Origin of the sequence: Chitinophaga skermanii (assembly GCF_003259335.1) — a bacterium.
Taxonomy (GTDB): Bacteria; Bacteroidota; Bacteroidia; order Chitinophagales; family Chitinophagaceae; genus Chitinophaga; species Chitinophaga skermanii.
Genome location: NZ_QLLL01000012.1, coordinates 77,752 through 90,057, shown reverse-complemented (window position 1 = coordinate 90,057; position 12,306 = coordinate 77,752). Strand labels below are relative to the sequence as shown.

The window sequence follows — 12,306 nt, the reverse complement described above, 5'->3', positions numbered from 1 at the left end:
GCAAGAGGTTATTCGTTGCTATTTCAAATATTCCTCCTAAATTTGATCTGCCTTTTATATCATTTATAGTTTTTAGCGTGGGAAAAAACTTCAATAAAGTATCCGCCGCCGGGCTTATTATCGCACTAGGTATCATCTATGGCGATATCGGTACTTCTCCTCTGTACGTTTTTAAAGCCATTATCGGTCGAAATTATATCGACGAAATGCTGGTGATCGGTGGTATATCGTGCGTTATCTGGACACTAACGCTCCAAACAACCGTTAAATATGTTATTCTTACCCTTAAAGCCGATAATAAAGGTGAAGGGGGCATTTTCTCATTATATGCACTCGTTAGGCGGCACGCAAAGTGGACCGTTATTTTCGGGATGATTGGTGGTGCCGCGCTTTTAGCCGATGGTATCATTACCCCACCTATTACCGTAAGTTCCGCGATCGAGGGTTTACGTACCTTACCTGTATTAAAAGATTTAGGCCAGGATACGATTGTGAAAATTGTATTGGCTATTATCACCTTGTTGTTCTTCATGCAGCAATTCGGTACGCATAGTATCGGGCGTATGTTTGGGCCTATTATGTTCATCTGGTTCTCCATGTTGGCCATTTTAGGGGTTAGCCATATTGCCGACGATTTATCGGTTTTAAAGGCTTTTAACCCGTATTACGCGATCCAATTATTAACCAGTGAAAAGGATGCCTTCATTATCCTAGGTGCCGTGTTCCTTTGTACGACGGGTGCTGAGGCACTTTATTCGGATTTAGGGCACTGCGGACGTGGTAATATCCGCGTATCTTGGATGTTTGTGAAAGCAGCATTGATTTTGAACTACTTAGGTCAGGGCGCTTGGTTGTTATCTAAGCGTGGAACGATGTTGGATAAAGACGCCAACCCGTTCTTTATGATCATGCCCGAGTGGTTTGTGATTTTTGGGGTTATTATTGCTACAATAGCCTCCGTAATTGCCAGCCAAGCATTGATTTCCGGCTCATTTACCCTCATTTCAGAGGCGATGCGCTTGAACCTATGGCCGAAGTTGAAAATCAATTATCCCACTGAATTAAGGGGCCAATTATTCATCCCGGGCATCAATATTATGTTGTATGTGGGTTGTGTGGCTATTGTACTTATTTTCCAAGAATCGGGCAGAATGGAAGCCGCGTACGGGTTGTCGATTACAATTTGTATGCTCATGACTTCCTGCCTGTTTGCCTTCTATTTATATACCCGGCGAGTCAAACTCATGTGGATATGGCTGTACCTAGCCGTCTATCTCACGATAGAATTCTCGTTCTTATTCGCGAACCTCGTGAAATTCATGCACGGTGGTTACGTAACGGTAATTGTTGCCGGCGGATTATTCCTCGTGATGTTCGTATGGTTCAAGAGTCGTAAGATTAAGAACCGTTATGTAGAGTTTGTGAAATTGGAGGATTACCTGCCGATTTTACAGGAGCTCAGTAACGATACCATGATTCCTAAATATGCTACGCACTTGATTTACATGAGTAGTGCCGATAACCCGAAGGAAATCGAGCATAAAATCATGTATTCCATCCTCAATAAGAAGCCTAAACGCGCTGATATTTATTGGTTTGTGCACGTAGATGTAGTAGATGAGCCTTACCTCAGCGAATACTCTGTACAAACGATCATCCCGAACGAGGTGATTAGGGTAGAATTTAGGCTTGGGTTTAGAGTGGAACAGCGGATTAACCTGATGTTCCGCATGGTGGTAGAAGACATGGTACGCAACAAAGAAGTGAACATTACCAGCCGGTATGAATCGTTAAGTAAGAACAATGTAGTAGGTGATTTCTCTTTCATTGTAATGGAGAAATTCTTATCACACGATAATGATTTGCCATTGCACGAGCGTTTGGTGATGAGAATGTACTTTATCTTGAAGAAGATTGGGTTATCGGAAGAAAGGGGCTTTGGTTTAGATTCGAGCTATGTGACAATTGAGAAATTCCCATTGGTGGTAGCACCGGTGACGAACTTGACCTTGAAGCGTGTAGCAGATCGATCTTATTAAAATATAATAGGTTATAAGCTGACCGGGATGTGGTTTTCAACAAGAAAACTACATCCCGGTTTTTTTTATATGCATTTATGGAAAAAGGTATGCTCAACTCATCATGTAGGAAATGCGCTACCGGTGGTGCTATCACCTCTCAACCAAAATTATGTAAGTATGAAGCAAATTCTTCGATTTGTTTGGCTATTACTGCCCATTACATTTGTAATGAATGGGTGTTTGGATATGCACCACGATCATCTCACGTATTTAAATGAGCACTTTTTAGACCGCGATTTAAAGGGAACTATCACCTTGGAAATAGATGGGAAACCGGTAACGATTGTACCTCAACAATGGTTTCGTTTGAATATGGTACGATCACAAGATGTACCTACCAAGCGGTTCGATATTATTATTATTTATGGAAGTCAAGGCTTGGGCACTGTATTTAAATTATCTTTCCCAGAAGATAAGTTACTAGGTAAAGATCCTGTGCAAGACTTTGAGTTTACCTATGTTTTCAACGCAAAAACGCTCCAAGATACAACGATAACCTACAGTAAAGAGTTAGGCAAACTAACCGGTAAATTTACCGTTATAAAATATGATTACAGTAAAGCCAAGATGAAATTAGATTTCGAATGTACAGCTGACAAAAGATTTATAAGTGCTACTGGTGAAAACATTCGAACCGTAAAAGGACATTTAGATGTATTGTATATTGCTGGAACACCTGACTGATGGAATATAATTTAATCACTATAAAATGCATGTTTACAGCCAAAATCAAATCGTTATGACTAAGAAACCCATGTATTGTTTTTTCCTGCTTTTTATTGCCGCTTTTTCGTTAAACGGGTGCATGAAGCACGATAACAAAACCTACTTAAGCGATGAGTTTAAGGTATATTCTGTGAGAGGTACCATTCAATTTGAAGTGGACGGGAAGAGTTATACTTTCCAAAATTCTGGTACTAATGTTACAACAATGTATAGGATGGAAGATGCTGCTACAAAGGAGCGTACAATAGAAGTAAAAGTGACTGATACACTCCAAAGAACAGACGTTTTTAAAGTTGTTTTTCCAGAAAGCGAGTTAAGTAATGCGAAGCCAAATTTTAAGTTTATGCATTTCATTCCCAAACGGGCGAGTAATGATACCTCTTTTACGATTGTTAAAACTCTAGCCACGCAACCTGCTGTATCAAAAGTAGTTCGTTATAACTTGCAAAAAGGACAATTAAGGATGGAATTCGAAGCAGAAGTAGATAAAACTTACTTATCAGCAACGGGTCCTAATTTGAAAACGGTGAAAGGAAAAATTGATGTGCTGGATAAAATTCGTACTTGGGAAGATTAAATGCTATTAGCTTTCGAGAGAATAATATAGAAATGTCAACCGAAAAAACGCCGTGCAATAATGTGCGGCGTTTTTTATGTAGGAAAGTTTGAAAACTCGCTGAGTGGGTTTATTTTTAATTATCATAACCTAATCAACTCACGATGGTGAAGAAAATCCTATTAGCTACCTTTTGCATGGCGATGTATGCTACTGCATGGTCGCAAAACGCCAAGTTTGGTGCTTACACAGAATTGACCGACCCAGTGAAACCTAGCCGCGAGGCTTGGGACACTGTAATTAGCGGTACGCATGTTGTTTATGGAACAACAGATGTGCGTTATTCCAAAACACTTCCCCCGCAGGAAAGAGCGCAAGGCTGGCATGCCGTGGCTTGGAAGGGTGAAAAAGTGCATACACAAATACTTGTGTATGGCACAGAACCTTTGAAAGACTTAAGCGTGGAATTGGGTGATTTGGCTGATGAGAAAGGTAATAAGATTCCCCGTACGAATATCAAAGCAGGATTTTTACGGTATGTTTTAACAGATGGTTTGAATCCAGATGGATCGGGATGTGGTCATCGCCCGGATCATAGCAAATTTGATTCGTCGTTAGTGGCGGATGGGATTGATTATTCGGAATCGATCTTCGTGAATGCGAATGAAACTCAACCGATCTGGTTAAGCGTGGAAGTGCCTGCTAATACGGCACCTGGTAAATACGCAGGAAGTTTGCGTATTAAGTATGCAGAGCGTTATTACCCCGAATTTATTAACTACACCATCGAGGTGTTGAACCGTACGTTGCCAAATTCGAAGAATTGGAGTTTCCATCTCGATTTATGGCAAAGCCCGGAAGCGATAGCGCGTTTATACGAGGTAGAACCTTGGAGCCAGGCACACTTCGATGCTATGCGCCCTTATATGAAGAAATTGGCTAGCGCCGGTCAGAAAGTAATCACAGCGGCCATTATTCATGATCCATGGAATAGCCAAACGTTGGATATTTTTGGTTCAACAGTGAAGTGGACAAAGAAAAAGAACGGCACTTGGCAGTACGACTATACTGTGTTTGATAAATGGGTGAAGTTTATGATGGATTGCGGGGTGAATAAGCAAATTAACTGCTATAGTATGATCCCTTGGAACCTCAAATTCTATTATTACGATGAGGCCATGGCGAAAGATACGTTTATTGTAGCTAAGCCTGGTACAGCGGAGTTTAACAACCATTGGCGCCCAATGTTACAAGACTTTGTAAAGCATCTTAAAGTAAAAGGGTGGTTTAACATCACGAATATTTCCATGGATGAGCGAAAAATGGAAGACATGTTAGCTGCGCTTCAGTTAATACGTAGTGTGAGTAAAGACTTCAAAGTATCGTTAGCCGGTACTTACCATAAAGAATTGGTGAACGAGATGTATGATTATTCAATAGGCTCTGCGCAGGTGATGCCGCGTGAAGAGGTGGATATGCGATTGAAGAAAGGCTGGCCAACAACGAACTACACTTGTTGTTCGGAGGGGTACCCTAATACTTTCACATTTTCGCCACCGGCGGAAGCAACATGGCTGCCTTGGTATTCGGCGGCGAAGGGATATAATGGTTACTTACGTTGGGCTTACAATAACTGGGTGGAACAGCCTTTGCTAGATTCGCGTTTCAGAACGTGGGCGGCGGGAGATTGCTACTTGGTGTATCCAGGCGTACGCACATCTATTCGATTTGAGCGATTGATTGAGGGTATCCAGGATTATGAAAAGATAATGGTATTGAAGGCGGCGGCTAAAGGAGATGCTACGAAGTTGAAAGCAATTGAGAATATGTTGGCGCCGTTTGAGATCAGCAAATTGCCAACGGAATCGGCGGCAGTGATGTTGCAAAAGGCGAAAGTAACATTGAATAGTTTATAAGAGAGATATACAACTTGTATGATATAAAAAACTCCCCTGAGGAATCAGAGGAGTTTTTTTTAACACAACTAAAAAACAATCAAACGTCCAATTTATATGGAATTGGTTCGTCAATCTGGCTTTTTCCCATCTAAAAATGTGTTGATCGTATTAATTTCAGCGGGATTATTTTCGCCGTTATTAGATACTGAGTAACCGGAATAGAATTGTTCTGCGGAACCTGCGCCATTTTCCAAGGAAACATTCCTACGGATATAGGCTGGTACGCTTTCTATTTCCATGTTAGAATCCATATTTTTCACATTAAAGCTGATGCTGCGCAACTTCGCGATTCTTTCGGCTTGTTTGCGTTTTTGTTCTTCCAATTCTTCCATGGCCGCGCGGTGAGCGAGGTCTTCTGCAGAAGGATTGGCATCATCTCTAATGATCATTTTCATTTCTGGCACATCATCACCGGGCGCATTGGGCTCGATGTAGATGTTTGTTGGCCTAGTTAAGTAACCGCCTGCTGTAGTCGAATTATTGGTAGCATTTGGTTGAATAACGTTGATGTTATTCACTGGCGTGCTAGCTGGTTCGGGGTTCAGCGGGAATGTTTGTTTTTCTTCGTGCTGTGGTTGCTGTGCGTAATAAGAAGGTGTAATAGGTTGCGCAACGACAGGTTCTACTAAGCGCGGGGTCATGGCATCAGTAGGCTCTTCTATTGGAGCAGCTGTTGACATTTTCTTTTCATCTCCTTCGCGACCTAATTGCATAACAATTTTAGGTTCGCCTGACGCTGATGGCGCTTGTGCCTCCCCCAGTGAGGAAGGTTTTACTTGTTGAATCGGTTTTTGTTCGAAGCCGGTAGCGATAACAGTAACACCGAGTTTACGATCTAACTCTGTATCATATCCCACACCGAGGATGACGTCGCAATCCTCTCCGGCTTGACTTTGTACGTAAGCTTGAATGATATCCATTTCATCGAGGGTGTGTTCGAATTCACCTTCAGAAGAAGAGATATTTAATAAGATCCATTTAGCACCACGGATATCGTTATCGTTCAACAATGGTGATGTTAACGCTTCTTCGATAGCACGTTGTGCGCGGTCTTCACCTTCAGCGGTAGCGGCACCTAAGATGGCCACACCACCGTTACGCATTACGGTACAAACATCCGCGAAATCGACGTTGATCTGACCCGTAGAGTTGATCACGTCTGTTATACATTTAGCAGCAGTAGCTAACACGTTATCCGCTTTTTCGAACGCGGCTTTGAATTTAAGGTCGCCGAATTTTTGGCGAAGTTTATCGTTCGAGATAATGAGAAGTGTATCAACATATTCTTTGAGGCGGTTGATACCTTCTTCAGCTTGTAGCATGCGTTTCTTTCCTTCGTAAGAAAAGGGGGTTGTAACAATACCAACGGTGAGGATACCGAGCTCTTTACAGATACGTGCAACGATAGGAGCGCCGCCTGTACCAGTACCACCGCCCATACCGGCAGTGATGAAGGCCATTTTAGTGTTTACCTCCAGTATTTTTTTAATTTCTTCGAACGATTCTTCCGTTGCTTGTTTCCCGATTTCGGGGTTAGCACCGGCACCTAAGCCTTGTGTTAAATGCGGGCCGAGCTGTACCTTGTTAGGCACAGGGCTGTTCGCGATAGCTTGTGCATCTGTGTTACAGATAATGAAATTCACACCATCGATGCGCTGGCTAAACATATGATTTACCGCGTTGTTTCCACCACCACCAATGCCGATCACCTTGATGATGGATGATTTTTCTTTGGGAAGATCAAAATGTATCATGACTCTTTCTCTTTAAATGGGTTAGTAGTTTGTTTTTGTTGTGTGTATTCGAAATTGTTGTGTATAACTGTTAAAAAAAATTGATGCGTCTGTTTTTGTTTACAAATCATGCGGTGTAAATAATTTGCTGTGCACTGGTATTAATCTTTACTGGTTTCAATCCTATGTTACTATTTTATAAGTGTTTTCTGCTCAACGTTTTTTATTATACACGTTATACAACAACCAGTACCAACAATACAATTATAATTTTGCGTCCTCTTCTTCAGTGAACATATCAATGATCTTTGTTTTCATTCTGTCGAGGAATCCTTTTAAAGACGCATTTCTTTCTTTGATTTTGCGTTCGTGAACTTCCTGTGCTGATGGTCCTTGGCTTGCCTCCTCTGGCATCGTTTCAACGGGTTGTTCTGTTTCGCGCGCTGTCGCTTGTTCTTTAGATAAATAACTTGTGTTGATTTTCACGAAGTTCTCATCTAATGCCCTGCGATCGTTTTCCCAATCATTATAACCTTTTAAAATTAGACCGATACAAGTAGAGTACATTGGTTTAGTTAATTCATCAATGTGCCCAGTGGCCAAGTGTTCGTTCGGGAACCCGATGCGAGCGCTTACACCAGTAGTGTATTCGGTTAATTGAATCAAGTGTTTTAATTGAGAGCCGCCACCGGTTAAGATGATTCCACCGTTCAACATCTTGTTATCCATGCCAATCTGTTTCAAATGGTATACCACAAAATCCATGATCTCGCTCATTCTAGCTTGGATGATGTGGGCTAAATTCTTCACAGATATTTCTTTGGGGCCTTGTCCACGTAATCCAGGAATCGTGATGTAGGCATTACTTTTTGCTTCATCGGCCAACGCATAACCGAATTGCACTTTCATTTGTTCAGCTTGTGTTTTTAATACACCTAAGCCATTTTTAATATCGTTCGTAATGTTTTCCCCACCATAAGGAATTACGGCCGTATGTTTCAAAATGCCTTCATAAAACACAGCTAAATCTGTAGTACCACCACCAATATCCACGATAGCAACGCCCGCTTCAAAATCCATATCGCACATAACCGCCGCTGCCGACGCCAATGGTTGCAATACCAAATCTTTTATGCGCAAACCCGATTTCTCAACACTCCTGTTAATGTTGCGAATCGCGTTCTTGTCGCCCGTGATAATATGGAAGTTTGCTCCAACTTTTACCCCCGACATACCAATTGGGTAAACGATATTTTGCAAACTGTCCACGATATATTGTTGTGGAATTACGTCAATAATTTGATCGCTTGCCGGGATCACCGTTTTATATTGATCATTGATCAATTGATCGATATCTTTCGGTGAAATTTCCGCATCTGTATCGTTACGCACGATATCGCCACGTGTTTGCAAGCTTTTTATATGATGTCCTGCTATGCCTACATATACCTCGTTAATTTCGAGGTCGGGGTTAGAGGCATAACAATTCTCCAGCGCTTGGCGGATGGCTTTTATTGTTTGGTCGATGTTCAACACCATACCGTGTTGTACACCAAAAGATGGGGCTTTACCGAATCCCAGGATTTCCAATTTCCCGTATTCATTCTTCCGTCCTGCTATGGCAGCAATCTTCGTAGTGCCTATGTCGAGACCTACAATGATAGGAGCTTCCTGATTCATGGTGTTTATGTTTTTTTTGTTGCGTTACTTTTTAATGTCTTGGTTGATATACTGCTTTGGGTTTCGCGCCGCTCTTTGCCGCGCTTTTCGCCATGCCTTTTGCCGGTTTAGCGGCTGTTGCTACAGTAATCTTCCTGTCGTCTTTTTTCGGAGTTGCTGATGTCGAATCATCTTCATCATCATCTCTTTCCATTGTTGTTTCTATTCCGCCCGAATTTTCTATTTGTGCCAGTTGCACGGTTGTGTCAACCGTAGGCACCAATCCTTTTTTACCATCCTTCTTCAACGCGTACACCTCGTTTTCATATGCTACATTGATGCGTGAATAAGTATTCCAACCCACTTTATTCAAGGCTTCTTTATAGAATATTAATAGCTTTTTGAATTTTGCTTCCGTATTTGTACCATCTCCAAATTCTATCACATGCTCACCCAGTTTCGGCGTCATTTCGAATTTCTTCGTTTTGGTAATCTGCACTTGTTCTATCTGCGCATTCCAAAATGTATCGGCCTTAATGTAGTTTGCTACGGTGATGATATAACTTGTCAATAAACTATCACTCTTACTTAATTTTTTCGTGTCGGCATCCGATGGGAAACTTGTAAATACAGGCACTAGGGCTGAGTATTTACTTGATACCGGGATACGTTCACCTTCTTCATCCAAATAATAACTTTTGCCGCTGAAGGTAAAGATGCGAGCCACGGGTTCTCTTTCTGTAACAGCAACATTCAACATCTTGTTATTATCGATGTAAATTTCTGCTGAACGAATCCATGGATCTCGTTTCACGATTTGTTCGATTGTTAGCGTATTGATATCGCCGAGGGCTTTCCCAACGGGGTTATTGTTTTTCGTGATGAGGGCTTTCACATCTTTCGGTTCCACGAAAAAGGTTTTATGATCACCTTTTATGTTCACCACGATTCCTTTACAAACGCTGTTATTTTTTCCTTGCACAGCAACTGTTACCAGCACGATCACCCCGGCAATCACACTCATCCATAATAGGATGGTGCCGATGCGTTTCAAGGATGTTTTCGTTTTGGGTTGCATAGTGCTCTTATTGTTTGTTTAATATTTCTTTTAAAGGTTCTCTTAGCAGATCGATATCACCTGCGCCTGCTGTAATAATTAGCTCTTGCGGGTTTTCGGCGACCCATTTCGACACATCATCGCGGTTCATGATGGTCACTTTTTTGTTTTTAATCTTCCCGGCGATCATTTCACTTGTTACACCTTCAATAGGTAATTCGCGTGCCGGGTAGATTGGTAATAAGATGATTTCATCGGCTAGTGCGAGGCTTTCCGCGAAGCCATCTGCAAAGTCGCGTGTTCTTGAAAACAAGTGTGGTTGGAAAATAACCGTGCTATGTTTTCCTGCGAACAGGCTAGTAGCGCCGTGTATCAAGGCTTTTAGTTCTTCGGGATGATGTGCATAATCATCGATGTATACCACTTCATCCTTCTTTACCATGTATTCAAATCTTCTCTTGATACCTTTGAAATCCGCTACAGCCGCACGAATTTTATCGTTGCTTATTCCCAATAAATGTGCCACTGTTATCGCAGCCACCGCATTTTCTACATTATGTAGTCCGCCAATATGCAAAGCGATGTTTTCAATTGACCATTCTTGTTGCTTTACATCAAACGTATAACCACCATTTACCATTGTTATGTTGGTCGCATAACTATCAGCTGCAACATTCTGCAAACTGTAGTGAAGCTTGTGATCTGCCACCAGTGCATCATCACGGTGAAGTCCCTGCTTTACCAATAATGTGCCATTTGGTTTAATGTTCTGGCTATATTGTATAAATGCTTCTTCTATCGCTTCCACTGTGCCATAAATATCCAAATGGTCTGCATCTATGGCAGTAAGCAAAGCTATATCAGGACTCAATTTTAAAAAAGAACGATCGTACTCATCTGCTTCAATCACCGCTACTTGTTTATCACTACTCCAGAAATTTTTGTCGTAGTTAACGCTGATACCACCTAAGAATGCATTACATCCGTAACCTGTATGGCGTAATAAATGCGCGATCATTGTTGATACAGTAGTTTTGCCGTGTGTACCTGCAACTGTAATAGCATACATCGTGCGGGTAATTTCTTGCAACACATCGCTTCTCTTAACTACTTCAAAATTATGCTCGCGGTAATACACGAGTTCTGTTTGTGTAGCGGGAATCGCTGGTGTATATACGACTAAATCTGCGTTTTGGTCGAGCAGGTTCACATCGTCGGTATAATGAATGTCGATACCTTCAGCTTCTAACTGCCTCGTTAGTATGGTGGCTGTTCGATCGTAGCCGCTCACCTTCACGCCTTTTTCATTGAAAAAACGTGCGATAGCGCTCATCCCGATTCCGCCAATACCTATAAAATATACTCTCTTTAATGCGTCCAGTTTCATATACCGTGTGCCTACTTTGAGTAGGCTTTATTTCTTAATTATTTCTAACACTGTTTTGGCAATTGTCATGTCGGCATGCGTATTGCCTAGCGGTGTAATATTTTTTTCTAATTGTTCTACGAGTGCATTGTTTTGCAAAAGACTGAATACTTCGTTGGTCAATTGTATGCGCACATCGTTGTCTTTAATCATCAATGCAGCTTTTTTATTTACCAAGTTCATGGCGTTTGCTGTTTGATGATCTTCTGCGGCGAAAGGATACGGAACAAAGATGACCGGTTTTTTCGCTACACATAATTCCGCGATGGCTAATGCACCGGCGCGGGAAATTACCACGTCGGCAGCTTTATAAGCGAAGTCCATCACGTTAATGAATTCAAAGACCTTTACATGTGAAGCGAACGGTTTCGCTGCTTCTAGTGCTGTTTGGTAGAACGGTTTCCCGGTTTGCCAGATCAGCTGTACATCTTTTGCCACGAATGTTTGCAAATGTGGTAAAAGAGCTTCGTTGATAGATTTTGCGCCCAAGCTACCACCTACGGAGAACACGGTTTTTTTGCCGTTTACGAGGTCGAAGTATTTGAGTGCATCTTCTTTAGTAACATCGCTTTGGGTGATGTTACTGCGAACTGGGTTGCCTGTTTGTATAATTTTCGCCGCTGGAAAAAATTGTTCCATCCCGTCGTATCCTACACAAACTTTTACTGCTTTCTTCGCAAGTATTTTATTGCTTTTACCTGCATAAGAATTTTGTTCTTGGATCAGTGTAGGTATTCCCATTTTTTGTGCGGCACGTAGAATTGGAAAGCTAGCAAAACCGCCAACCCCTACAGCAACATCCGGTTTAAATTCACGGATAATGCTACGTGCTTTACGTAAACTTTTAAAGAGCTTAAATGGTAGCAACAAGTTTTTAAATATGTTACTCCTATTGAACCCCACAATTTCTAACCCTTCAATTTTGTAACCCGCTTGTGGTACTTTCTCCATTTCCATCTTTCCAACGGCACCTACAAACAAGATTTCTATACCTGGTTCTATCTTTTTCAATGCATTTGCAATGGCTATAGCAGGAAATATATGTCCTCCTGTTCCTCCGCCTGCTATGATAACTTTATGTGCCATTGTATATGTAAATCCTTTTCTTTT

Annotated in this window: 9 protein-coding genes; 4 read left to right on the top strand and 5 right to left on the bottom strand. The window is 41.6% G+C overall.

Annotation, left to right across the window (positions count from 1 at the left end):
- Nucleotides 1-77 precede the first annotated feature (77 nt).
- The 4 genes from LX64_RS23875 to LX64_RS23860 all read left to right on the top strand — a co-directional run bounded on the left by LX64_RS23875 (nucleotide 78) and on the right by LX64_RS23860 (nucleotide 5,279).
- Nucleotides 78-2,039, top strand: a complete 1,962-nt coding sequence (locus LX64_RS23875; RefSeq protein WP_111600222.1) for a KUP/HAK/KT family potassium transporter — start codon at nucleotides 78-80, stop codon at nucleotides 2,037-2,039.
- A gap of 159 nt (nucleotides 2,040-2,198) precedes the next feature.
- Nucleotides 2,199-2,765, top strand: coding sequence for a hypothetical protein (locus LX64_RS23870; protein ID WP_148707439.1), 567 nt, complete (start codon nucleotides 2,199-2,201; stop codon nucleotides 2,763-2,765).
- 121 nt (nucleotides 2,766-2,886) lie between these two features.
- Nucleotides 2,887-3,384: a hypothetical protein gene (locus tag LX64_RS23865; protein ID WP_111600220.1), complete on the top strand. Its 498-nt coding sequence runs from the start codon at nucleotides 2,887-2,889 to the stop codon at nucleotides 3,382-3,384.
- 143 nt (nucleotides 3,385-3,527) lie between these two features.
- Nucleotides 3,528-5,279 (top strand): DUF4091 domain-containing protein, encoded by a 1,752-nt coding sequence (locus tag LX64_RS23860; RefSeq protein ID WP_111600219.1) that lies wholly within the window; start codon nucleotides 3,528-3,530, stop codon nucleotides 5,277-5,279.
- Between the two features lie 110 nt (nucleotides 5,280-5,389).
- On the opposite strand, the gene ftsZ is transcribed toward LX64_RS23860, so the two are convergent.
- The 5 genes from ftsZ to murG all read right to left on the bottom strand — a co-directional run bounded on the left by ftsZ (nucleotide 5,390) and on the right by murG (nucleotide 12,282).
- Entirely contained in the window at nucleotides 5,390-7,075 is a 1,686-nt protein-coding gene (gene ftsZ / locus LX64_RS23855; protein WP_111600218.1) for a cell division protein FtsZ, read from the bottom strand.
- Nucleotides 7,076-7,318: 243 nt separating this feature from the next.
- On the bottom strand, nucleotides 7,319-8,734 hold the full coding sequence (gene ftsA / locus LX64_RS23850) for a cell division protein FtsA (RefSeq protein WP_111600217.1): 1,416 nt from the start codon (nucleotides 8,732-8,734) through the stop codon (nucleotides 7,319-7,321).
- Nucleotides 8,735-8,765: 31 nt separating this feature from the next.
- On the bottom strand, nucleotides 8,766-9,791 hold the full coding sequence (locus LX64_RS23845) for a cell division protein FtsQ/DivIB (RefSeq protein ID WP_111600216.1): 1,026 nt from the start codon (nucleotides 9,789-9,791) through the stop codon (nucleotides 8,766-8,768).
- A gap of 7 nt (nucleotides 9,792-9,798) precedes the next feature.
- On the bottom strand, nucleotides 9,799-11,157 hold the full coding sequence (gene murC / locus LX64_RS23840) for a UDP-N-acetylmuramate--L-alanine ligase (RefSeq protein WP_111600215.1): 1,359 nt from the start codon (nucleotides 11,155-11,157) through the stop codon (nucleotides 9,799-9,801).
- A 27-nt stretch (nucleotides 11,158-11,184) separates the two neighbouring features.
- The gene (gene murG, locus LX64_RS23835; protein WP_111600214.1) at nucleotides 11,185-12,282 is read right to left on the bottom strand and encodes an undecaprenyldiphospho-muramoylpentapeptide beta-N-acetylglucosaminyltransferase; all 1,098 of its coding nucleotides are present in this window, start codon (nucleotides 12,280-12,282) and stop codon (nucleotides 11,185-11,187) included.
- Nucleotides 12,283-12,306: the final 24 nt, after the last annotated feature.

What these genes read in the sequence shown, in the direction of transcription:
- LX64_RS23870 (WP_148707439.1), top strand. Translation starts at nt 2,199, where the DNA reads ATGAAGCAAATTCTTCGATTTGTTTGGCTATTACTGCCCATTACATTT.
- LX64_RS23865 (WP_111600220.1), top strand. Translation starts at nt 2,887, where the DNA reads ATGAAGCACGATAACAAAACCTACTTAAGCGATGAGTTTAAGGTATAT.
- LX64_RS23860 (WP_111600219.1), top strand. Translation starts at nt 3,528, where the DNA reads ATGGTGAAGAAAATCCTATTAGCTACCTTTTGCATGGCGATGTATGCT.
- ftsZ (WP_111600218.1), bottom strand. Translation starts at nt 7,075, where the DNA reads ATGATACATTTTGATCTTCCCAAAGAAAAATCATCCATCATCAAGGTG.
- ftsA (WP_111600217.1), bottom strand. Translation starts at nt 8,734, where the DNA reads ATGAATCAGGAAGCTCCTATCATTGTAGGTCTCGACATAGGCACTACG.
- LX64_RS23845 (WP_111600216.1), bottom strand. Translation starts at nt 9,791, where the DNA reads ATGCAACCCAAAACGAAAACATCCTTGAAACGCATCGGCACCATCCTA.
- murC (WP_111600215.1), bottom strand. Translation starts at nt 11,157, where the DNA reads ATGAAACTGGACGCATTAAAGAGAGTATATTTTATAGGTATTGGCGGA.
- murG (WP_111600214.1), bottom strand. Translation starts at nt 12,282, where the DNA reads ATGGCACATAAAGTTATCATAGCAGGCGGAGGAACAGGAGGACATATA.